16 protein-coding genes are annotated in these 22,114 nt (G+C 68.1%); 5 read left to right on the top strand and 11 right to left on the bottom strand.

Annotated elements, in window-relative coordinates:
* Nucleotides 1–20: 20 nt before the first annotated feature.
* Nucleotides 21–476 (bottom strand): peptidylprolyl isomerase, encoded by a 456-nt coding sequence (locus ACZ1I2_RS02870; protein WP_465171109.1) that lies wholly within the window; start codon nt 474–476, stop codon nt 21–23.
* 163 nt (nt 477–639) lie between these two features.
* Here ACZ1I2_RS02870 and mgtE point away from each other — a divergent pair, with 163 nt between their 5' ends.
* On the top strand, nt 640–2,046 hold the full coding sequence (gene mgtE, locus ACZ1I2_RS02865; protein ID WP_465171110.1) for a magnesium transporter: 1,407 nt from the start codon (nt 640–642) through the stop codon (nt 2,044–2,046).
* Nucleotides 2,047–2,070: 24 nt separating this feature from the next.
* A complete protein-coding gene (locus tag ACZ1I2_RS02860; RefSeq protein WP_465171111.1) occupies nt 2,071–2,475 on the top strand; it encodes a DUF1489 family protein in 405 nt (134 codons plus the stop codon).
* Here the strand turns inward: ACZ1I2_RS02860 and ACZ1I2_RS02855 are convergent.
* The 6 genes from ACZ1I2_RS02855 to ACZ1I2_RS02830 form a co-directional block, all read right to left on the bottom strand.
* The gene (locus ACZ1I2_RS02855) at nt 2,472–3,182 is read right to left on the bottom strand and encodes a GIN domain-containing protein (RefSeq protein ID WP_465171112.1); all 711 of its coding nucleotides are present in this window, start codon (nt 3,180–3,182) and stop codon (nt 2,472–2,474) included. The two genes, ACZ1I2_RS02860 and ACZ1I2_RS02855, sit on opposite strands and share 4 nt — an antisense overlap.
* Nucleotides 3,183–3,234: 52 nt before the next feature.
* Nucleotides 3,235–3,987 carry a head GIN domain-containing protein gene (locus ACZ1I2_RS02850; protein WP_465171113.1) on the bottom strand — a complete coding sequence of 251 codons (753 nt, stop codon included), beginning with the start codon at nt 3,985–3,987 and terminating at the stop codon, nt 3,235–3,237.
* Between the two features lie 111 nt (nt 3,988–4,098).
* Nucleotides 4,099–4,632: a CarD family transcriptional regulator gene (locus ACZ1I2_RS02845; protein WP_272624218.1), complete on the bottom strand. Its 534-nt coding sequence runs from the start codon at nt 4,630–4,632 to the stop codon at nt 4,099–4,101.
* 229 nt (nt 4,633–4,861) lie between these two features.
* A complete protein-coding gene (gene fdxA / locus ACZ1I2_RS02840) occupies nt 4,862–5,203 on the bottom strand; it encodes a ferredoxin FdxA (protein ID WP_465171114.1) in 342 nt (113 codons plus the stop codon).
* A gap of 73 nt (nt 5,204–5,276) precedes the next feature.
* Entirely contained in the window at nt 5,277–5,588 is a 312-nt protein-coding gene (locus tag ACZ1I2_RS02835; protein WP_465171115.1) for an RNA-binding S4 domain-containing protein, read from the bottom strand.
* The gene (locus tag ACZ1I2_RS02830) at nt 5,581–8,082 is read right to left on the bottom strand and encodes a helicase-related protein (protein WP_465175205.1); all 2,502 of its coding nucleotides are present in this window, start codon (nt 8,080–8,082) and stop codon (nt 5,581–5,583) included. The genes ACZ1I2_RS02835 and ACZ1I2_RS02830 overlap by 8 nt, the downstream gene beginning before the upstream one ends.
* A 268-nt stretch (nt 8,083–8,350) precedes the next feature.
* On the opposite strand from ACZ1I2_RS02830, the gene ACZ1I2_RS02825 reads away from it, so the two are divergent.
* The gene (locus ACZ1I2_RS02825; RefSeq protein WP_465181570.1) at nt 8,351–9,814 is read left to right on the top strand and encodes a peptidoglycan DD-metalloendopeptidase family protein; all 1,464 of its coding nucleotides are present in this window, start codon (nt 8,351–8,353) and stop codon (nt 9,812–9,814) included.
* Between the two features lie 30 nt (nt 9,815–9,844).
* On the opposite strand, the gene ACZ1I2_RS02820 is transcribed toward ACZ1I2_RS02825, so the two are convergent.
* From ACZ1I2_RS02820 to ACZ1I2_RS02810, 3 genes are all read right to left on the bottom strand, one after another.
* On the bottom strand, nt 9,845–11,518 hold the full coding sequence (locus ACZ1I2_RS02820) for an ATP-binding protein (RefSeq protein ID WP_465175207.1): 1,674 nt from the start codon (nt 11,516–11,518) through the stop codon (nt 9,845–9,847).
* An 85-nt stretch (nt 11,519–11,603) separates the two neighbouring features.
* The gene (locus ACZ1I2_RS02815; protein WP_465174015.1) at nt 11,604–12,323 is read right to left on the bottom strand and encodes a TIGR02186 family protein; all 720 of its coding nucleotides are present in this window, start codon (nt 12,321–12,323) and stop codon (nt 11,604–11,606) included.
* 35 nt (nt 12,324–12,358) lie between these two features.
* A complete protein-coding gene (locus ACZ1I2_RS02810; protein WP_465171119.1) occupies nt 12,359–13,273 on the bottom strand; it encodes a sulfite exporter TauE/SafE family protein in 915 nt (304 codons plus the stop codon).
* A 197-nt stretch (nt 13,274–13,470) separates the two neighbouring features.
* Between ACZ1I2_RS02810 and ACZ1I2_RS02805 the strand changes: the two genes are divergently transcribed.
* Complete coding sequence (locus tag ACZ1I2_RS02805) at nt 13,471–19,269, top strand: alpha-2-macroglobulin family protein (RefSeq protein ID WP_465175208.1); 5,799 nt, start codon at nt 13,471–13,473, stop codon at nt 19,267–19,269.
* Between the two features lie 148 nt (nt 19,270–19,417).
* Nucleotides 19,418–21,514 (top strand): penicillin-binding protein 1C, encoded by a 2,097-nt coding sequence (pbpC, locus tag ACZ1I2_RS02800; protein WP_465175209.1) that lies wholly within the window; start codon nt 19,418–19,420, stop codon nt 21,512–21,514.
* Between the two features lie 72 nt (nt 21,515–21,586).
* Here pbpC and ACZ1I2_RS02795 read toward each other — a convergent pair whose 3' ends face one another.
* On the bottom strand, nt 21,587–22,093 hold the full coding sequence (locus ACZ1I2_RS02795) for an RcnB family protein (protein WP_465171121.1): 507 nt from the start codon (nt 22,091–22,093) through the stop codon (nt 21,587–21,589).
* Nucleotides 22,094–22,114: the final 21 nt, after the last annotated feature.

Genomic DNA, 22,114 nt, shown 5'->3' with positions numbered 1-22,114 from the left:
AGGGGAGGGGCTTTAGAAGATTACGCGGCGCGTGCCGTGACGATCTTGCCCGGCTCGCGCGGCGGCTCGCCCTTGGGCAGCGCATCGACATGCTCCATGCCCGACGTCACTTCGCCCCACACGGTATATTGGCCGTCGAGGAAGCGCGCGTCGTCGAAGCAGATGAAGAACTGGCTGTTGGCACTGTTCGGGCTCTGCGAGCGCGCCATCGAGCACACGCCGCGGACATGGGGCTCGCGCGAGAACTCGGCCGGCAGGTTGGGCTTGTCGGATCCGGACATGCCGGTGCCGGTGGGGTCGCCGCCCTGGGCCATGAAGCCCGGGATCACACGGTGGAAGACGACGCCGTCGTAAAAGCCGTCATTGGCCAGCTCGACGATGCGCGCGACATGCTGGGGCGCCAAATCGGGGCGCAGCTTGATCGTCACGTCGCCGCCGTCCAGCGTCAGCGTCAGGGTTTCGGGGGAATCGGCCATGTCGGGCTCCTGAAGAAATGGGTCCCCGCACCTAGGGGCGGTCTTCGATATCCGCAATGGCGGCGTGAATTCGAGGCGCGGCCCGCCGACGCTGTCTTGTTGATTTGGCTTTGCCGCCCGGCGAGGGTAGAGGCGGGCATCGCGACGGCTTTGGGAGGTCAGGATGAGCGAGACCGAACTGACCCAGCCCGAGTCGGACACCGAGACCGGCCAGCTCGACGAGGATGACCGGCTGAAGCCGGAATTCGTCAGGGCCGTGCTCGACGCGGTCGATGCGGGCGATCCCGAGGCGGCGCGCGCACTGGTCGAGCCGCTGCATCCCGCCGACATCGCCGATCTGTTCGAGCTGACGCCGCACGAAGAGCGCGCCGATCTCGCCAAGGCGATCACCGACCTGCTCGACGCCGACGTGTTCGCCGAGATGAATGATTATGTCCGCGAGGACCTGATCGACGCGCTCGAGCCGCACCAGGTCGCCGACATCGCCTCCGAGCTCGATACCGACGACGCCGTCGCGATCATCGAGGACATGGAGGAGGACGACCAGCGCGCCGTGCTTCGCGCGCTCGACCCGGATGACCGCGCCGCGATCGAGGAAGCGCTCTCCTATCCCGAGGAATCCGCCGGCCGCCTGATGCAGCGCGAGCTGATCGCGGTGCCCGAGCATTGGAGCGTGGGCGACGCGATCGACTATCTGCGCGGCCATGAGGAGCTGACGACCGATTTCTGGGAGATCTTCGTGGTCGACCCGGCGCACAAGCCGGTCGGCACCTGCCAGCTCTCCTGGATTCTCCGCACGCCGCGCACCGTCTCGATCGGCGACGTGATGAAGCGCGAGCAGACGCTGATCCCGGTCGACATGGACCAGGAAGAAGTCGCGCTGCGGTTCCAGAAATATGCGCTGATCTCGGCCGCCGTGGTCGATGCCAGTGGCCGGCTGGTCGGCATGATCACGGTGGATGACGTGGTCCACATCATTCAGCAGGAAGCCGGCGAAGACGTGCTGCGCCTGTCTGGCGCGGGCGATGGCGACATCAACGAGCCGATCCAGCTGACCGTACGCACGCGAATCACCTGGCTGATCGTCAATCTCGGCACGGCGATGCTCGCGGCCTCGGTGGTCGGGCTGTTCCAGGGCGAGATCGGACGATTCGCCCTGCTCGCCGTGCTGATGCCGATCGTCTCGGGCATGGGCGGCAATGCCGGCACCCAGACGCTGGCGGTGGTCGTGCGCGCGCTCGCCACCAACCAGCTCACCAGTTCCAACACGCGGCGCATGATCATGCGCGAATTCACCATCGCCGCCGCCAATGGCTCGATGCTCGGCGTGCTGATCGGGCTCGGCACCTATGTCATCTTCGGCAATAGCGATCTCGCCATCGTCATCGCCATGGCGATGGTGATCAACAACCTGATCGCCGGGCTGTCGGGCGTACTGGTCCCGGTCGGGCTGGAGCGCGCCGGGGTCGATCCGGCGGTATCCTCGGCGGTGTTCGTGACGATGATGACGGACGTGATGGGATTCTTCTCGTTCCTCGGCCTTGCCACCCTATGGGGTCTTGGCGGCTGACCCACGACTACCCAAATCGCTGAAATGCCGCTGCATCTTACCAAGGTCGCGTTTGCCGCTACTGGCGTCGACCATCTCGCCGAACGGTTGCTGCTGCGCGCCGAGGCCGGGCCGGTATTCCTCACCACACGCTATCTGCCCAAGCGGCACGAGGAGATTGCGGGACAGGGCTCGCTGTTCTGGATCGTCAAGCACCAGCTCATCGCGCGCTCGCCGATCCTTCGTTTCGGCGAGGCGGAGGGAGGACGCGTCGCCATCCATATCGACTCGAAACTGATCCTGACTCAGGCCCGGCCCAAGCGCGCCCATCAGGGCTGGCGCTATCTCGAAGACGCAGACGCGCCGGCCGATCTCGACGGCGACATGGTGGTGGGCGATCAGATGCCGGCGGCGCTGATGGGCAAGCTCGCCGGGCTGGGGCTGATTTAAGGCGCCGGCAGCTTGCCGCAGCTTACAGGCCCGCCGGCGACTGCCTTCACGGTGCAGGCTGGCTTGCCATAGACGGTGGCGGCACCGAGGCCGGTCGTGGTCACCTTCGCGGTAAAGCGCGCGGTCGCCCGCATCTCGCCCGGGCCGTCGAGCAGCAGGACCAGGTCTCCAGCGTTCAGCGCCGTCGCGTCGATCCCGCCCGATCCGTTGGCGGTCAGCTGAACCCTCGCGGCGCGCCCGCCCAGCTTCATGCTGCCCGATCCGAGCATCGTCGCGTTGAACTGATCGGCCTCGATCGCGCCGGCGTCGATCGCGCCGCTGCCGGTCACCGACAGATCGATGCGCTGGCCCCGGACCAGGCCGGTGACGCTCAGCCGCCCGCCGCCCACTACGATCCCGCTGCGGATCGCCAGGGTCGACACGGTGATCGCCGGCGCGCCCTTGCTGCCGGCGACGGGTTGCTCGCCCCAGCCATTGATGCCGGCGCGGACGATCAGCGTGGTCCCCTCGACCCTGATATCGAGCCCCTCGATCGCGCGCGCGTCACCCGAGGCCCGCGCGCCGGGCGACTTGCCGGTCAGGAGCTGGACCTGGAACGGTCCGTCGATACGGATCCGGTCGAAGCTGCCGACCGCATAGGTCCGTTCGGCGGCACCGGCGGTAACCGGCAGGGACAGCAGCAGGGGCGCGAGCAGGAACCGGATCATTCGTCCGGCATCGCCCCAATCGCGCTTTCAGGCAAGAGCGGCGATCCGCGGTTCAGCCGCCGCACTTCACCTCGCCCGACCCCATCTTCGAGGTTGCGCATTTGGCGTCCGGGCCGAGATCGACATCGCCCGATCCCATCATCGACACCGTGGCACCACCCTTCACCGCGGCGCGCACGTTGCCCGAGCCGGCGATCGACACTTCGGCGCCCTGGGCGGTCAGGCCGGGCGCATCGACGCCGCCCGATCCGGCGATGTCGATGGTCAGCTTCTTGGCGCTGCCCTTCAGGCTGATGTCGCCCGATCCAGCGATCGAGAATTTGCCGGTCTCGACATTGATCGCGGCGACATCGAGCGTGCCCGATCCCGCGCTCGACCCGTCGAAGCGCTGGCCCTCGACCCGGTCGACCGCCATGTCGCCGGAACCGGTGATGCTTGCCTCGGCGATACGCGGCATCGTGACGAAGATCTTCACGCCCTTGTGGTCGCCGCTGCCCCAGCTGAAATTGTTGCCGTCGATCCGCCCGACCCGCAGCGTATCGCCGACCTTCTCGATCTTGAGCTTGTCGAGCTGCTCCGAGGGCCCTTCCGCGCGCACCGAGAAGCCGGTGCCGACACGGACATCGACATCGTCCGAGCCGCGCAGCTCGACGCCGGTGAAATCGGCCACCGAATAGCTGCGCGTGGCGCCGCTGCCCGACCCGGCGATCCCGGGTTTCGACTCTTCGCCGCTCGACGAGAAAGAGCAGGCCGTGAGCGGGACTGCCGCCAGCGGCAGGGCCAGGATCAGGGCAACGAAGCGCATGGAATTCTCCTTGTGTGTATTGGTTTAATAACACACCGTGGCAGGCCATGCAAATGAAAAGGGGCGGCCGTTGCCGGCCGCCCCTTCCGTGTGGAGTTCGGACTCCCGCGATCAGGCGGGGGTCTTGTCCTTGTTGTGGATCGCCGCCGCCTTGCGGAGGATCTCCAGGATCTTTTCCTGCGCGGTCGGCTCGTCGACCTGCTCCATCGCGGCGAGTTCGCGCGCGAGGCGGCTGGTCGCCGCTTCGAAGATCTGGCGCTCCGAATAGCTCTGCTCGGGCTGGTCGTCCGCGCGGAACAGGTCGCGGACCACTTCGGCGATCGACACCAGGTCGCCCGAATTGATCTTCGCTTCATATTCCTGGGCACGGCGCGACCACATGGTCCGCTTGACGCGCGGCTTGCCGGTCAGGGTATCGAGCGCTTCGCGAAGCGTCTTGTCCGACGACAGCTTGCGCATGCCGACGCTTTCAGCCTTGTTGGTCGGTACGCGGAGCGTCATGCGCTCCTTTTCGAAGCGAAGGACATAGAGTTCGAGTTGCATGCCGGCGATTTCCTGCCGTTGCAGCTCGATGACACGGCCAACGCCGTGCTTGGGGTAAACGACATAATCGCCGACGTCGAAGGACAGCGCCTTGGCAGCCATTCCGTTGAGCCTTTCCGTGGACTGGTTCCCCTGAGGGTGCGCGGCGGCAGCGGGGCTGCGTGCGCGCGATAAGGGGGTGTTGATTTAAACGTCTCCAGCCGGATGACGCGAATCCGCGCCTCCGTCCTACCTCATGTAGCAGAGTCGTAATAAAATTACCAGACGCAGCACGCCCATTGCGGGCAACCCCCGCGAAAAATCGTACGGAAACGACTAAAAATGCCGGCAATCAGTCGCCCGAGCCGGGCTCCGGCGAGAAGTATTTGTCGTACTTGCCGTCTTCGCCCTTGTGTTCGTCGGCATCCGCCGGGGTCTGATCATTCTTGCGCGTGACGTTGGGCCATTGCGACGAGAAAGTGTTGTTCAGCTCCAGCCATTTCTCGAGACCGCTCTCGGTGTCGGGCAGGATCGCCTCGGCCGGGCATTCGGGCTCGCACACGCCGCAATCGATGCACTCGCTGGGATTGATCACCAGCATGTTCTCGCCTTCGTAGAAGCAATCGACCGGACAGACCTCGACGCAGTCCATGTACTTGCACTTGATGCAGGCATCGGTGACGACGTAGGTCATTGCATACTCCCCAGTTCGGAACGCCAAGGGTCCGACGAAACGACCCGTCTGCTATGCCCGGTCGCCGCCCTCGTCAATCTTCGGACGCCTGATGCGAGACGTTCTCAATGACCAGGTCGGTATAGCAGGCCTGCGCCTCGGGCGCTGGCCCACGCCGTGACGGCAGTGCCTCGACCCTGATCGCGCGCACCCGCGCGCCCTGGACAAAAGCGATCACGCTGCCGACGCGCACACTGGCATGAGCGCGGTCGATTGCCCGGCCGTCGAGCCGCAAACGGCCTTCGCCGGCGATCTTCTGGGCGGCGCTGCGGGTCTTGGCGAGGCGCACGAACCAAAGGAACCGGTCGAGCCGCATCGTCGCGCCTTCCGCCGCGCCGCTAGCCATGCGTGGACCGAAGGCCCGCGAGCGCGGCGAAGGCATTGTCGCGCGGCGGCGGCGCCACCTTTGCCCTGGTCAGCCCGCGCCACACCCAGCGCGGCGCGCCTTCCTGCGCCGGCGCGGTGCGGAAACCGAGCGCCGCCATCAGTCGCGCCAGCGTCTCGGGCGTCACGCCGATCGAGGTGGCGAGCGCCGGGTCAGGCGCGAACGGCTTGCGCCCCGCGCGCGCGTCATGCGCTGCCCGCGCGATCCGCTCGGCCAGATCGACCCGCACTGCCTGGTTGCCGAGCGGGCGATAGCCATGGGCGAGCGTCGCGCCCTGTGCGCCACGCGCCAGCACGCTGGCACCCTCGGGCGGCGCCGAATCCGGCGCGCCTCCGGCCTGCGCCGCGATCAACATGCGCCGCCACCGCGCCGGCCCGGGCTTCAGCAATCGCGGATCGAACAGGTCCAGCGCGCCGATCGTCACCCCGATCGTGCGCAGCCTTTTGCGGGCGCCCGCGTCGAGCGCGTCGACCGCGGCATCGATCCCGCCGCGCGCGACGATCCCGCCAGCCCCGACCAGCGCCGCCGCGACCGCGCGGAGCGGCGGCGCGGCGGCCGGATCGCGCTGCGTGTCGTCGAGCGCGACCAGCCCCGGCAGGCGCCGCGCGATCTGGCCGGCCAGCCACGCCTCCAGCCGTGCCCGTACCCGCGCCTGCAAGCCCCGTTCAAGACAGTCGAGCGCGCGATCCAGCTTGAGACGCGGCCGTGCCAGCGAAGGGCCGGGGCTCAGTTCGGCGACATGCAGCCCCTCCCACAGGATCACCGGTCGCGCGCTGTCGTCGATCGCCAGCGCCGCATCCTCGGCTGCCGCCAGCTTCTCCCCTCGCCGCGCCCGCTCATCGCCCAGCCGGCGTTCGGCCGCCGCCAGCAACAGCCTTTTGTCGCCATGCCGCGCGTCGGCGGCGACGGTGAAGCGGAAGCCGTCGAGCCGCCCGATCGCATGCTCCTCGACCATCACTTCGCCCTCGGGCCCGATCGTCACCGGCAGGGCCCCCTTGTCAGCACCGATCTGGCGCAGCAGCATCGTCGTGCGCTTGTCCACGAAACGCTGAGTCAGGCTGAGATGCAGCGCGTCCGACAGCCGCTCCTCGACCGCCGCCGCGCGCGCCGCCCAGTGCGCCGGGTCGGCCAGCCAGTCGGGCCGGTTGGCGATATAGGCCCAGCTCCGCGCCGCCGCGATCCGCCCGGCCAGCGTTTCGACGTCGCCCGCGACATTGTCGAGCCGGGCGATCTCCTCGGCGAACCAGATGTGCGGGATATGGCCGCTGCCTTCGCTGAGATGCCCGAACACGCGCCCGGCGAAACGGGCATGCGGATCGACGCCAAGCTTGCGGAAATCGGGCAGGCCCGCCGCCGCCCAGAGCCTTTTGACCATCGCCGGCGAGCGCACCCGGTCGCGCACCCACGCCTCTTCGGCCAGGCGTTTGAGCACCGCGAGGTCGGTCGCCTGCGGCGCCGCGCGCAGCACGCGCTCGGCCGGACGCGCTTCCAGGCTGGCGATCAGCGCATCCACGCTTGCCATGTCGGGGGCGCCGTCGCGCCAGTAGAGGAAGTCGAGCCGCGGGAAGCGGTGCTCCTCGATCGCCAGCACTTCTTCGGGCGTGAACGCGCCCGGCCCTTCCTCGACCAGCGCGCCGAAGGTCCCGTCGCGCTGGTGCCGGCCGGCGCGCCCGGCGATCTGCGCCATCTCGGCCACGGTCAGCCGGCGCTGGCGATGCCCGTCGAACTTGTCGAGGCTGGCAAAGGCGACATGCGACACGTCCATGTTCAGCCCCATGCCGATCGCGTCGGTCGCGACGAGATAATCGACCTCGCCCGCCTGGAACATCGCGACCTGGGCATTGCGCGTGCGCGGGGAAAGCGCGCCCATCACCACGGCGGCACCGCCGCGCAGCCGGCGCAGCATCTCGGCGACGGCGTAGACTTCCTCGGCCGAGAAGGCGACGATCGCGGAGCGCTTGGGCAGGCGCGAGATCTTGCGCGCGCCGGCATAACTCAAGGTCGAGAAACGCGGCCGGTTGAGGATCTCGATCCCCGGCACCAGCGCCTTGAGCATCGGCCGCAACGCCTCGGAACCAAGGATCATCGTCTCCTCGCGGCCGCGCGCGCGAAGGATACGGTCCGTGAAGACATGCCCGCGCTCGGGGTCGGCGCCCAGTTGCGCCTCGTCGATCCCGACAAAGGCCAGGTCCCGGTCGACCGGCATGCTCTCGACGGTGCAGAGGAACCAGCGCGCGTCCTTCGGGACGATCTTCTCCTCGCCGGTGATCAGCGCGACCTGGTTGGCGCCCTTGATCTTGACCACCCGGTCATAGACCTCGCGGGCGAGCAGCCGCAGCGGAAAGCCGATCATGCCGCTCGAATGGCCGCACAGCCGCTCGACCGCCAAATGGGTCTTGCCGGTATTGGTCGGGCCCAGCACCGCGGTGACCGGAATGTCGGTGTCACGCCTCATCGTGAAACCAACATCGCGTGCCGATCGCGCCGGCGCAACCTGCGACAATCGAAAACTGCGCTAACCATATCGAATGCTTGATGGATTCGGCATGCGCGACGCCATGGCGAATCGTCGCAGGGCCGCCACGTTTCGCCGCGCCCGCCCTGCCTGGAAGCGTTCCTTAATTTGACTTTAGGACAATGCCGCCACAGTCATGCGGCCTCGCGCCGGGGGGTTCAATCATTTCAGTCGGCGTCGCGACCTTGGGGGCGGACAGCCTTTGTTCTTGCGCAGTGATCATGGCTCGGATCTGACGGGGGGCACCGCAACCCTGTCGTTCGGCCGGGCAATCGTCCCCGTGGCGGAACCACGGACGATCGACCGCCTGCGCGACGCGATCGGCCGGATCGACTGGACGCCCGATCTCGGATCGCGGATCGGCTCGCTCGACTGGTGGCGCGGCGCCGCGACCTGTGCCGCGCTCTGCGCCGCCACCTGGATGTTCGCGCCCGGCTTCGACAGGACGATTCCGGGTATCGCGCCGCCCGCGCTCGACGGCGCCGACTGGGACGAAGCGCGCGCCCAATCGATCGCGCCGCTCGCCTGGGGCGCCGATACCGGGCGGCACATGGCGGCGAACGATCTGGTCGCGCCGCTGTCCGAAACGCCCGAACGCCCGATCATCGACGTCACGACCCTGTTCGGCACCGGCGACAGTTTCACGCGCGTGCTGCGGCGCGCCGGCGTGTCCGAAGGCGAAGCGTCGACCACCGCGCAGCTCGTCTCGGGCGCGGTCGGCACCGCCGAGCTCAAGCCCGGCACGCCGATCGACATGACGCTCGGGCGCCGCCCGAACCGCACCGTCGCCCGCCCGCTCGAGCTCCTGTCCTTCCGCGCGCGCTTCGATCTCAATCTCAGCGTGTCGCGCGTGAACGGCGCGCTTGTCCTGACGCGCCACCCGATCGTGATCGATCACACCCCGGCCCGTTTCCAGGGGCTGGCCGGGCGCAGCCTCTATCGTTCGGCGCGCGCCGCCGGCGTGCCCGCCAAGATCGTCGAGGCCTATATCAAGGCGATGGCGACGCGCCTCTCGGTCGGCCGCGACGTCGGCGCCGGCGACACGTTCGACATCATCGTCGAACAGGCCCGCGCGGCGACCGGCGAAGTCCAGATCGGTGGCCTGATGTTCGCCGGGCTCGACCAGGCCCGCAAGAAGACGCGGCTGATCAAATGGAATGACGGCCAATGGTATGAGGCGTCGGGCCAGTATGAGCGGCGCGGCACCATGGGCATGCCCGTCGCGGGCCATGTCACCTCGACCTTCGGCCTGCGCCGCCATCCGCTGCTCGGCTTCACCCGCATGCACAAGGGGCTTGATATCGGCGCCCCCTATGGCGCGCCGATCCATGCGGCAATGGCCGGTATCGTCGCCTTTGCCGGGCGCAATGCGGGGTACGGCAATTTCGTGAAGCTGGCGCATGGTGGCGGCATCGGCACCGGATATGGCCATATGAGCCGGATCGCGGTCCGCTCCGGCACCCGCGTCGCCGCGGGGCAGGTGATCGGCTATATCGGCTCGACCGGCCTCTCGACCGGCCCGCACCTCCATTGGGAAGTCTGGAAGAACGGCATCGCGGTCAATCCACGCTCCATGTCCTTCACCAGTATCGCGCAGCTCTCGGGCGATGCGCTGCGCGCGTTCAAGGCGCGCTATGCCAGCCTGATGGCAGTGAAGCCCGGCGCCCGCTGATTTCCCTCCCTTAAAGGGAGGGGGAGAATGTCAGCGCCCCTGTGAGCGCCAGCGCTTCAAGGTACGACCGATGATCAGGTCTTCGTTGCCGACTTCGCGCCAGAGCTCGGAGAAGAGCGGGTCCTCGGAGGCCGGGCGCTTGCTCTCCTCGAGGCCGTCGAACGACACCCGGATCGGGATGGCGACGCCCTCGCCGCAGATGATGCATTCGCGGTTGCGCAGTGCCGGGATCGAATCGAGAAAACCGCGCGCGCCCTCCGGCATCGCGGCCCGGACGAAGGCCTGGTCGCGATCATTGTTCAGGCGCATCGAGATGATCGTGCCGAGCTGCGACAGCACGCCCTCGGCCAGGTCCGACGGACGCTGGGTGATCAGGCCCAGCGACACGCCATATTTGCGGCCTTCCTTGGCGATCCGGCTCAGGATGCGGCCGACCGAGGAGCTGTCGGCGTTGCGCTCGTTCGGGATGTAGCGATGCGCTTCCTCGCACACGAGCAGGATCGGGCGTTGCGCCTCGCCGCGTGACCAGATCGCATAGTCGAACACCATGCGGCTCAGCACCGCGACCACGACGGACGTGATCTCCGACGGTACGCCCGACACGTCGATGATCGAGATCGGTTTGCCCCCGCCGGGCAGGCGGAAGATGCGTTCGATGAAGCCTGCCATGGTATCGGCGACGAGCATGCCGGAGAACATGAAGCTGTAGCGCGGATCGGCCTTGATCTCGTCGATCTTGGTCTTCAGCCGCAGATAGGGCGCGGTGTCGCCGGCACGGTCCATCTTGCCCATTTCGAGCTGGATCAGATTGGTCAGGTCGCTCAGCAGATACGGTACCGGCGCGTCGACCGTCAGCTTGGTGATTTCCTGGCCCAGCCGGCCCTTGGCGCGGGCCATCAACAGGCATTTGGCGAGGATGTCCGCGTCGATCTGATGCTCGGAGCCGCTCGAGGTGACGAACACCTCGCAATGCTCCTCGAAATTCATCAGCCAATAGGGCATCTGCAGGTTGGACACGTCGAACAGCGCGCCATTGTCCTTGAACGCCGCGCTATATTCGCCGTGCGGGTCGACCATCACGATATGGCCCTGCGGCGCGAGGTCGCAGATCCGGTGGAGGATCAGCGCGGCGCTGGTCGATTTGCCCGTACCGGTCGATCCCAGCAGCGCGAAATGCTTGCCCAGCATCGCATCGACATACAGCGCGGCGCGGATGTCGCTGGTCGGATAGACCGTGCCGATCTCGATATTGGCGCGGTCGTCCGCGGCGTAGATCTGTTTCAGGTCGGCGGTGGTCACCGGAAAGATGCGGCAGCCCGGGGTGGGATAGCGCGTCACGCCGCGACGGAACTTGTACAGCTTGCCGGTCAGCCTTTCCTCATCGCCCTCGCCCAGGAAATCGACCTGGGCGGCGATGCGGTCGCCCGCGCCATCGGCCAGCTTCAGCGAGCGAATATTGGCGATCAGCCAGGCGGTGCCGACCCGCATCTTGATCTGGCTGCCGACCTGGCCGGCACTGGCCGCAACGGGGTCGCTATGCCGCGCGGCCAGCTCGAGCGCGCGCGCATCCAGCATCACCTGGCTGCTCGATCCGGATATCTCGAACACGAACCCGATGGCGTCACCCGCTGCTTCGGGCAGCGCGACACCGGTACCGGCGGGCGCGGCATTCTCGAAAGCATGGCTGCCCAGTATCTCGGTCATTCCTCGGTTTCCCCCGGTGTCGTTCACCCGAGCTATGCCGAAGACTGGTAAATATTGAGTGTGCCGGCGGCGTGCCGCCGCGCTCCTAGAAGCGCCGGGCAACCCATCCGGCGGTCCAGCCGAACAGGATCGACAGGGCCACGGCCGTCAAGCCGTAGGTGAAGGACCAGCGATCGGCGGAGCGGGCGACGAAGCGCTCGAACCCCGATTTGCGGATGTCGATGTCGCGGGTCGCCGCCGCCAATACGCGGCCGTCGCGGATCAGGAAGGTTTCCGCGGTGAAGCGCCCGACCGGCACGCGTGCCGGGATGGTCACGCGGGCGCGGTACAGCACCCCGTCGGTGATCTCGACCGCGCCCGGCGCCTCGAAATACAGGCCGGACCGGCGCTTCAGGTCGACCAGGCCGCGCGCGAACCGGTCCTGCTCGTCGGCCGGCGCGCTGCTTGCCGGGGAAAGCTGCAGGCTGTTCAGGCCAAGCTCGTAGATCGCCTGAGTCCGCTGATCGACCAGTTGGGCAACCGGCCGCGACGAAGCAATGGCGTAGAAGCTCGGCGCGGAGCGATAGCGCAGCCGGGCCGCATTGACCCAGATGCCGGCCACCTTCTCCTTCTCGCGCACCAGGATCGACTGGACCGGCCCCTTCACCACCACGACGATGTCGGTCGGCTTGTCGTCGTCCGGCAGCCGCCCGCCGGGATAGAGGATCGCCCCGAACAGCAGCAGTTCGGCACCGGTGAAGCTATAGGCGATCTCGATGTCGCGCTGCGAGACGTCGGGTACCAGCACTGGCTTGGATTGGCCCATCAGCAGCGGCACGAGCAGCAGGAGGAGCAACCGCTTCACGACAGCTCGACCGAATAGATCTCGTCCGGCCGCCAGCCCAGGCCGAGGCCGATGCGGAAGGCGACGAGCAGCACGATGATCGCGAGCGCGAGGCGGAGATATTCCGGCTTCACCTTGGTCGCGAAGCGCGCGCCGACCTGCGCCCCGGCAACCGATCCGAGCAGCAGCAGCGCGGCCAGCACGATATCGACGGCCTTGGTCGTGGTGGCATGGACCATCGTCGCCATCGCGGTGACGAACAGGGTCTGGAACAGCGAGGTACCGACCACGACCTGCGTGGTCATGCCGAGCAGATACAGCATCGCGGGCACCAGGATGAAACCGCCGCCGATACCCAGCAATATGGTCAGGATGCCGACGAAGAAGCCGAGCAGCAGCGGGGCAAGCGGCGAAATATAAAGACCGGACCGGTAGAAGCGCGTCCTGAGCGGCAGCGCCGCGACCAGCGGATGGTGCCGGCGTTTGCGCGGGCGCGGCGGCGCCCCCGTGCGGCTGGCGCGAATCGCGGTCCAGCTCTCCTGCGCCATCAGCCCGCCGATCGAGCCGAGCATCAGCACATAGACGATGGCGATCACCGTATCGATCTGGCCGCTCGCCTGGAGCAGCTTGAACAGCCAGCCGCCGAACAGCGACCCGACCAGGCCGCCCGCGACCAGCACGCCGCCCATCTTGGTGTCGACCCCGCCGCGCCGGAAATGCGCGAACACGCCCGACACGCTGGCGCCCGTCACCTGGCTCGCGGCCGAGGCGGCGGCGACCGTGGGCGGGATGCCATAGACGATCAGCAGCGGCGTCGTCAGGAATCCGCCGCCGACCCCGAACATGCCCGACAGCAGCCCGACGCCCCCGCCGAGCAGGACGATGACGAGCGCGTTCACCGAGAGGTTGGCGATGGGCAGATAGATGTCCATTGCCCAAGGCGGATATCCTGTTCGGGGCGCCGCGGAAAGCGCGACGCGGAGAATATCGGCCGTCGCGGCGAATCGAGCGGCGTCACCGGCAATCGGCGGCAGAATTGTCCGGATATTGCCGTCAGAAGACCGCTAGTTCCGGCTGGACTTGAAGCGGGATCGGGCCTTAGCGTGCGGGCGGCTTTCGGGAGAGTTCGATGAAGCTCGCACTGCGTCTGGCACTCCTCGGACTGGCGCTCGCGCCCGTCACCGCGCTTGGCGACAACAGCCCCCAGGTCGTGATGGCGACGCCCGGCGTCGGCGATGGCGGCGCGATCCGGTCCTTCACCGCGCGCTTCAGCCAGCCGATGGTCCCGCTCGGCGATCCGCGCGCGCCGTCGCCGTTCGGCGTCACCTGCGCCGTGGAGGGCGAGGGGCGCTGGGTCGATCCGCAAACCTATGTCTATGACTTCAGCAGCGGCCTGCCCGGCGGCACGACCTGCAGTTTCGCGGTGAAGAGCGGGCTGAAAAGCGTCTCCGGCTATGCCGTGACCGGCCAGCAGGAATTCAAGGTCGATGCCGGCGGTCCGGTCGCGCGCGCCGTGCTGCCCGGACAATATGGCGGGGAGATCGAGGAGGATCAGGTGTTCCTGATCGCCGCCAATATGCCCGCCACCGTCTCCTCGGTCGGCGCCAATGCCTATTGCGCGGTCGACGGCATCGGCGAGAAGATTCCGGTCGACGTGCTCGCGGCAGACCTGCCCGGCAAGCTGCTCGGCGAGATGGGCACGGACAATTGGAATGTCCGCAGCTTCCTGGAAAGCGCCGGCCTGCCCGCGGCGGTGCCGGCCAACGCCGCCGACAGGCAAAGGGCCTATGCGAGCGTCACCGCGCTGAAGTGCCGCCGTCCGCTGCCGCCGGGGCGCGACATGGCGCTGGTCTGGGGCGCGAAGATCGCCGGCGCGGGCGGCAAGCTCGCCGGCACCGAGCAGCGCTTCGACTACACCGTGCGCAAACCCTTCACCGCGCGCTTCGAATGCTCGCGCGTCAATGCCCAGGCCGGGTGCAGCCCGGTGGAGGCAGCGCATGTCCGCTTCACCGCGCCGATCGCGATGAGCCTCGCCGAGCAGATCCGCATCACCACAGCCGATGGCAAGGCGATCGCGCCGGTGTTCGACAAGGACGAAAAGAAGAAGGCGACGATCAGCGACATCACTTTCTCGGCGCCGCTGCCGCCGGCGACCGTCGCGAAGCTGACGCTGCCCGCCGGGGTCAAGGACGAGAGCGGCCGGATATTGGCCAATGCCGAGCGCTTCCCGCTCGAGGTCCGTTTCGACGAGGCGCCGCCGCTGGTGAAGTTCGCTGCGCCCTTCGGCATTCTCGAGGCGAAGGAACAGGGCGTGCTGCCCGTCACGGTCCGCAATGTGGAGCCCTCGCTCCGGGGGCTCAGCACCGCGATCGCCGGCACGTCGCTGCGCGTCGACGGCTCCGACGGCAAGGTCGCCGAATGGCTGCGCACCGTCGCGGATGCCGACGATTACGAGAGCCATCAGGAGAAGCGGGGCAAGGAATCGATCACGATCAACGATACCGGCTCGAAATCGATTCTCGCCGATGCCGGCGGGGCGCCGCTCCAGGTCGGCCTGCCCGGCAAGGGCAAGGATTTCGAGGTCGTCGGCATTCCGCTCGGCAAGCCCGGCTTCTACGTCGTCGAACTGGCCAGCCCGGTGCTCGGCCAGGCCCTGCTCGGCCGCAAGGCGCCGCGCTATGTCGCCTCCGCGGCGCTCGTCACCAACATGGCGGTGCATTTCAAATGGGGCCGCGAACGCAGCCTTGCCTGGGTGACGCATCTCGACACTGGCAAGCCGGTCGCGGGCGCCGCGGTGCGCATCACCGACAGCTGTACCGGCGAACTATTCGCGCGCGGTACCACCGATGCGAGCGGCGGCGTGTTCGTGCCGCAGGGCCTGCCCGAGCCGGAAACCTATGGCAGCTGCGAGAATGGCAGTTCGCATCCGCTGATGGTGTCGGCGCGCGAAGGCGATGATTTCAGCTTCACCCTCACCGCCTGGGGCGAGGGCATCCGGCCCTATGATTTCGACCTGCCTTACGGGTATCAGGCCAAGGGCGACATCCTCCACACCGTGTTCGATCGCGCGCTGGTCCGCCAGGGCGAGACGATCAACATGAAGCATATCCTGCGCACCTCGATCGGCGCGGGTTTCGGCATGGCGCCCGCGCTCGACGGGACGCTGCGTCTATCGCATCGCGGATCGGACACGCAGTTCGACCTGCCGCTCAAGATCGACGCCAACGGCATCGGCGAATCGAGCTGGACCGCGCCGCAGGGCGCACCAATGGGCGATTACGACCTGCAGGTGATCGTCGGCGACAAGACGATCTACACGTCGCAGTCGTTCAAGGTCGACGTCTACAAATTGCCGACCATGCGCGCGACGGTGACCGGGCCGAAGGACGCCGCGGTCAGGCCCAGGACGCTGCCGCTCGACCTGTTCGTCGGTTATCTCTCGGGGGGTGGGGCCTCCAACCTGCCGGTCGACCTGCGCGTCGGCTATTTCGGGCGAAGCTCCACGCCCGAGGGCTATGAGGGCTATAGCTTCGGCGGCAACGCCGTGCAGGAGGGGACCAAGCCGCTCGACGGCGACGGCGAGGAGGAGCAGACGCCGCTCCCGCCGACCCAGACCTTGCCCGCGACGCTCGGCGGCGACGGCACGGCCAAATCGGTGATCGAAGTGCCGCAGACTCTCGACGGCGCGACCGACATGCTGGTCGAGATGGATTATCAGGACGCGAACGGCGAAGTGCTGACCGCGTCGCGCCGCATCCCGATCTTCCCCTCGGCCGTGCAGATCGGCGTCAAGACCGATGGCTGGCTGATGAAGCAGGACGATCTGCGCCTGCGCTTCGTCGCGCTCGACACCTCGGGCAAGCCGATCGCCAACCAGAAGATCTCGGTCGCGCTCTACAGCCGCAAGATCCTGACCGCGCGGCGCCGGCTGATCGGCGGCTTCTACGCCTATGACAACCAGATGAAGACCGAGAAGCTCGCGGGCACCTGCACCGCGACGACCGACGCGCAGGGGCTGGCCCAGTGCAAGGCCGATCCCGGCGTCTCGGGCGAGGTCTATGCCGTCGCGACGACGACCGACGCCAACGGCAATGTGGCGCGCGCCACCCGTTCGGTATGGCTTGCCGGCGACGATGACTGGTGGTTCGGCGGCGACAATGGCGACCGCATGGACGTCGTGCCCGAACAGACCAGCTACAAGGCCGGCGAGACCGCGCGCTTCCAGGTGCGCATGCCGTTCCGCGAGGCGACGGCGCTCGTTACGGTCGAGCGGGAGGGCGTGCTGTCCTCCTATGTGACGACCTTGTCGGGCACTGACCCGGTGGTCGAAGTGAAGATGCCGGGTAGCTATGCGCCCGACGTGTTCGTCTCTGTCATGGCGGTGCGCGGGCGCGTCGAGGGCGGCTTCTGGAGCTGGGTCCACGGCATCGCACAGAGCCTCGGCCTCGCCAGCGGCCCGCCCGCCGCGCCCGAGCCGACTGCCCTGGTCGATCTCGCCAAGCCCGCCTACCGCCTCGGCATGGCCAAGGTGAAGGTCGGCTGGGAAGCGCATCAGCTCCAGGTCGCGGTCAAGGCCGACAAGGAGAAATATGCCGCGCGCGATACCGCGCAGGTCGATCTTCAGGTGAAGACGCCGGACGGCAAGCCGGCGGCCACCGCCGATGTCGCCTTCGCCGCGGTCGACGAGGCGATCCTCCAGCTCGCGCCCAATGAAAGCTGGGACGTGCTGACCGCGATGATGGGCGAACGCTCGCTCTCGGTGCTCACGTCGACGGCGCAGATGCAGGTCGTCGGCAAGCGCCATTACGGCCGCAAGGCGGTCGAGGCGGGCGGCGGCGGCGGCAACGACATGTCGGGTCTCAACCGCGAGAATTTCCAGCCGGTGCTGCTGTGGAAGGGCCGCGTCGCGCTCGATGCCAACGGCCATGCCCGGATTCCGGTGGTGATGAGCGACGCGCTGTCCTCGTTCAAGCTGGTCGCGATCGCGACCGACGGCGCGCAACTCTTCGGCACCGGCATGGCGAGCGTCAGGACCGCGCAGGACCTGTCGATCTTCGCCGGCCTGCCGCCTTTGGTGCGCACCGGCGATTATTTCGCGGCGGGCTTCACGCTGCGGAACGGCTCGGACAAGCCGATGAAGGTCACCGCCACGATCGACGTCACCCCACGCGTCGCGCAGGGCAAACCGCTGACCGTCATCATCCCGGCGGGCGGCGCGACACCCGTTGCCTGGAACCTCACCGCGCCGGGCAATGTCGCCAATCTCCGCTGGCACGTCAGCGCCAGGGCGGAGAATGGCAAGGCGGCCGACCAGCTCACCGTCAACCAGGACGTCGTACCCGCGGTGCCGGTCGAAGTCTGGGCGGCGACGCTCGCCCGGGTCGGGACTGATACGATGATCCCCATCGCCCCGCCCGCCGGCGCGCTGCCGGGTCGCGGTTTGGTCGACATCAAGCTGGACGACACGCTCGCCCCGCCGCTCGCGGGGGTGCGCGCCTTCATGTCGGCCTATCCCTATGATTGTTTCGAACAGCGCCTGTCGCGCATCGTCGCTTTGGGCGATTCGGCGGGCTGGACCGCGCTGGCCGGCGCGATCCCGACCTATCAGGCGCCGGACGGGCTGCTGCGCTTCTGGCCGTCGGACTCGCTGGAAGGATCGGAGATCCTCACCGCCTATGTCCTGTCGCTGACGGCGGATGCCGGCCTGCCCATCCCCGAGGCATCGCGCACGCGCATGATCGAGGGGCTGAAGGCAGTGCTCGACGGCCGGCTGCGGCACGAGACCTATGGCGATGTCCGCCTGGAAAAGGTCGCTGCCTTCACCGCGCTGGCCCGGGCCGGCGCGGCGACGCCGGCGATGCTCGGCCAGATCAGCATCACGCCGAAAGAGATGCCGACCGCCAGCGTCGCGGATTATCTGATGGCGCTCGACAAGATCCCCGGCCTCGCCAACGGCACCGCGCTGAAGGCGGCTGCGGAAGGCGTGATCCGCTCGCGCATCGCCTATGAGGGCACAAGGCTCGATCTGACCGATGCGTCGAGCTCGGCCTGGTGGCTGATGTCGTCGAGCGACGAGGCCTCGATCAAGGCGCTGCTCGCCACGCTCGGCCGGCCCGGCTGGCAGGACGATGCGCCGAAGATGATGGTCGGCGTGTCGCTGCGCCAGATCCGCGGCCATTGGGACACGACCACCGCCAATGCCTGGGGCACCGTCGCCGCACGCAAGTTCGCGACGCTTTACCCGGCCGAGGCGATCGCCGGCACGACCTCGCTCATGTTGGGCAGCCGCACCGTCTCCAGGGCGTGGCCGCTCACGGTCGACCTGCGCCAGGCGAGCTTCCCGCTCCCCGCAACGCAGACCCCGCTCCGCCTCTCGCAATCGGGCGGGGCCGGGCCCTGGGCGAGCGTGTCGGTCTCGGCCGCGGTGCCGCTGACCAAGCCGCTCAACGCGGGCTACCGCCTGTCGCGCAAGGTCGATGTGGTGCAGGCGCGGACCAAGGGCGTGCTGACCCGCGGCGACGTCGTGAAGGTGACGATCACGGTCGAGGCGACCGCCGAGCGCAACTGGGTGGTGATCGACGATCCGATTCCCGCGGGCGGCACGATCATCGGCGATCTCGGCGGCCAGTCGAAGATCCTTGCCGACCAGGGCAGCAATGGCGGCGGCTTCGATTTCGTCGCGCAGGACGGGGAAGGCAAGCTGTGGAATGTCGAGGTCGGCGCCCAGCTCGCTTATGTCGAGCGCGGCAATGATTCGTGGCGCGCCTTCTTCTCCTGGCTGCCCAAGGGCAAGCTGACGGTCAGCTATCTGGTCCGCCTCAACGGCGCGGGCCGGTTCAACCTGCCGCCGTCGCGGGTCGAGGCGATGTACTCGCCCGCGATCCGCGCCCAGCTGCCCAATGCGCCGATGACGGTGGCGCAGCGGTGACCGAATGGAAGAGCCACGACGCCCAATACCGTTCGCCCTGAGCCTGTCGAAGGGCTGTTCTTTTCTTTTCGATCGGGTCGAGAAGGCGAGCGCGTTCGGACAGCTTCAGCTGGAGCGGTGGTGGGCTGCCTTGCGCACAAGTACAGGCATGACCTTCGCCGGCATCGGCCTGGTCGCCCTGATCTATGCGACACTCGATTACGCCACCCTGCCCCCACCCCTCCCCGGCTATGTCCAGGTCCGCGCGGCCTGGCATCCGTCCGAAGCGTGGCTCTATGACCGCGAAGGCAACCTCATCGACAGCGCGCGGGTCGATTTCGCGGCGCGCCGGCTCGGCTGGACGCCGCTCGACAAGGTGTCGGCCGTCACCCGCGAGACGCTGATCGCCGCCGAGGATCGGCGCTTCTTCGGCCATGGCGGCGTCGATCTGCTCGCGCTGGCGGGTGTCGCGCGCGACAAGGCGCAGGGGGAGCACGCCCGCGGCGCCAGCACCATCACCATGCAGCTCGCCGGCTATCTCGCGCCCGGTCTCGCCGCGCCGGGTTCGCGGCGCTGGTGGGACAAGATCCGCCAGATGCGCGCCGCCTGGGCGCTGGAAGGCAGCTGGACCAAGGACCAGATCCTCGAAGCATATCTCAACCTCGCCGGTTTCCGCGGCGAGGCGCAGGGCATCGGCGCGGCGGCGCTCGGCCTGTTCGGCAAGACGCCCGACGCGCTCGCCCGAGACGATGCGCTGCTACTGGCTGCGCTTCTCCCCGACCCCCAGGCCGATTCGACCCGGGTCGGGCGCCGCGCCTGCGCCCTGTCGCACGAAAAGGATTGCGCCCGCTTCGCCGGCGAGGCCGCCTCGATGCTCGGCCCGACGCGCAGCCTCGCGCTCGACCCCGGCCTCGCCCCGCATCTCGCCGATCGCCTGCTCAGGAAACCCGGCCTGCGCATCAGGACGACACTCGACCGGCGCATCCAGTTATTTGCCATCACCGCGCTGAAGCGTCAGCTCCAGGGCCTTGGCGGCGCCCGCGCCCGCGACGGCGCGGTGGTGGTGCTCGACAATGCCAGCGGCGACGTGCTCGCCTATGTCGGCGGCATCGGTGGGGCCTCGACCGCGCCGTCGGTCGATGGCGCCAATGCCTATCGCCAGGCCGGCTCGACCCTGAAACCCTTTCTCTACGCCCAGGCGATTGAGAAGGGCTATCTCACCCCCGCCTCGATCCTCGACGATTCGCCGGTCCAGCTCGACACTGCCTCGGGCCTGTACGTGCCCCAGAATTACGACCGCGGCTTCAAGGGCCAGGTCTCGGCGCGTTCGGCGCTGGCCGGCTCGCTCAACGTGCCCGCGGTACGCACCCTGCTGCTCGTCGGGGTCGATCCGTTCCGCGACCGGCTGTGGGATTCGGGCTATCGCGGCATGACCGAGGATGGCCAATATTACGGCTTCTCGCTCGCGCTCGGCTCAGCCGAGGTCACCCTGCTCGAACAGGCCGATGCCTATCGCAGCCTCGCCAATGGCGGCCGCTGGTCGCCGCTGCGCCTCACCGCCGATGCACCGCAGGAGGCGCCGCGCAAGGTCACCACACCCCAGGCCGCCTGGATCGTCGCCGACATGATGGCCGATCCCAATGCCCGCGCCGCGACCTTCGGCCTCGATTCGGCGCTGCGCCTGCCTTTCTGGGCGGCGGTGAAGACAGGTACGTCCAAGGCGATGCGCGACAATTGGTGCATCGGCTTTTCGGACAAATACACCGTCGCGGTCTGGGTCGGGAATCTGGAGGGCGATCCGATGCGCGCCGTCTCGGGCACCAGCGGCGCCGCGCCGGTGTGGCGCGATCTGATGCTGGCGCTGAACGCCGATCGCAAGATGGTCGCGCCGCCGCGCCCCGCCGGCATCGAGCAGCGCGCGATCCGCTTCGCCAACCATGTCGAACAGCCGCGCCTCGAATATTTCCTGGCCGGCACCGCGCAGAGCGAGATCGTCGCCGCGCCCCAGGCCGCGCGCCGCCCGCGCATCGTCAATCCGGTCGCGGGCAGCGTCTATGCGATCGACCCCGACATTCCGCCCGACCGCCAGCGCCTTGCGGTCGGCGTCTCGGGCGACGTCACCGCGCACCGCCTGCTGCTCGACCGGCGCGATCTCGGCGCGGCCGATTCGCAGCCCCAGATCCTCGCCGCGCCCGGCCAGCACCGGCTGCGCCTGATCGATGCCAGCGGCCGGGTGGTGGACCAGACACTCTTCACCATCAGATAAAAGGCCGCGCCCACCCGAGGGCGGACGCGGCCATATCCGGGCGGCGATGCCGCCCGGGGCGTGACGAGGATCTTACCAGTAAAAGTTGCGGATCACGTCGATCACGATGCCGCGGCGGGTGTCGACCAGCAGCACGTCGTTATAGTGCCGCACCCAGCGCTGGTTGTAGCCGACCGGCGCGAGGCGATAGCGCCACGGATCGTTGATGAAATAGCGCGGGCCGTAATAGCTGGACCGGATGCGCACGCCCGGGCGGAACGCGTTGTACCCGAACGGCGCGCGCCAGTTGCCGCGCGAATAAAGCGCGCGATTCTGGTTGCGATAGCTGTTCCAGTCGTTGCGGCCCCAGCGGCGGTTGCGGTCGCGAACGTCCTCGCGCAGCTCCTGCCGGGCCTCGCGCACGTCGCGGCGCTGGTCGCGAATGTCGCCGCGGTCGCCACGACGATGGGCATCGTTCAGCTCGCGCTGTTCCTGGCGAAGGTCGCGCCGGTCCTGGCGCACTTCGCGGTTCGACTGCGCCATTGCGGTCGTCGGCAACACCGTCGCCGCCATCAGCGTCAGCATGATGAATTTACGCATGATATTCTCCATTCTCTCCCG

This window comes from Sphingomonas sp. BL-S-29 (assembly GCF_055521495.1).
This window is presented reverse-complemented; position numbering and strand designations above follow the sequence as displayed.

What these genes read in the sequence shown, in the direction of transcription:
- ACZ1I2_RS02870 (WP_465171109.1), bottom strand. Translation starts at nt 476, where the DNA reads ATGGCCGATTCCCCCGAAACCCTGACGCTGACGCTGGACGGCGGCGAC.
- mgtE (WP_465171110.1), top strand. Translation starts at nt 640, where the DNA reads ATGAGCGAGACCGAACTGACCCAGCCCGAGTCGGACACCGAGACCGGC.
- ACZ1I2_RS02860 (WP_465171111.1), top strand. Translation starts at nt 2,071, where the DNA reads ATGCCGCTGCATCTTACCAAGGTCGCGTTTGCCGCTACTGGCGTCGAC.
- ACZ1I2_RS02855 (WP_465171112.1), bottom strand. Translation starts at nt 3,182, where the DNA reads ATGATCCGGTTCCTGCTCGCGCCCCTGCTGCTGTCCCTGCCGGTTACC.
- ACZ1I2_RS02850 (WP_465171113.1), bottom strand. Translation starts at nt 3,987, where the DNA reads ATGCGCTTCGTTGCCCTGATCCTGGCCCTGCCGCTGGCGGCAGTCCCG.
- ACZ1I2_RS02845 (WP_272624218.1), bottom strand. Translation starts at nt 4,632, where the DNA reads ATGGCTGCCAAGGCGCTGTCCTTCGACGTCGGCGATTATGTCGTTTAC.
- fdxA (WP_465171114.1), bottom strand. Translation starts at nt 5,203, where the DNA reads ATGACCTACGTCGTCACCGATGCCTGCATCAAGTGCAAGTACATGGAC.
- ACZ1I2_RS02835 (WP_465171115.1), bottom strand. Translation starts at nt 5,588, where the DNA reads ATGGCTAGCGGCGCGGCGGAAGGCGCGACGATGCGGCTCGACCGGTTC.
- ACZ1I2_RS02830 (WP_465175205.1), bottom strand. Translation starts at nt 8,082, where the DNA reads ATGAGGCGTGACACCGACATTCCGGTCACCGCGGTGCTGGGCCCGACC.
- ACZ1I2_RS02820 (WP_465175207.1), bottom strand. Translation starts at nt 11,518, where the DNA reads ATGACCGAGATACTGGGCAGCCATGCTTTCGAGAATGCCGCGCCCGCC.
- ACZ1I2_RS02815 (WP_465174015.1), bottom strand. Translation starts at nt 12,323, where the DNA reads ATGGGCCAATCCAAGCCAGTGCTGGTACCCGACGTCTCGCAGCGCGAC.
- ACZ1I2_RS02810 (WP_465171119.1), bottom strand. Translation starts at nt 13,273, where the DNA reads ATGGACATCTATCTGCCCATCGCCAACCTCTCGGTGAACGCGCTCGTC.
- ACZ1I2_RS02805 (WP_465175208.1), top strand. Translation starts at nt 13,471, where the DNA reads ATGAAGCTCGCACTGCGTCTGGCACTCCTCGGACTGGCGCTCGCGCCC.
- pbpC (WP_465175209.1), top strand. Translation starts at nt 19,418, where the DNA reads ATGACCTTCGCCGGCATCGGCCTGGTCGCCCTGATCTATGCGACACTC.
- ACZ1I2_RS02795 (WP_465171121.1), bottom strand. Translation starts at nt 22,093, where the DNA reads ATGCGTAAATTCATCATGCTGACGCTGATGGCGGCGACGGTGTTGCCG.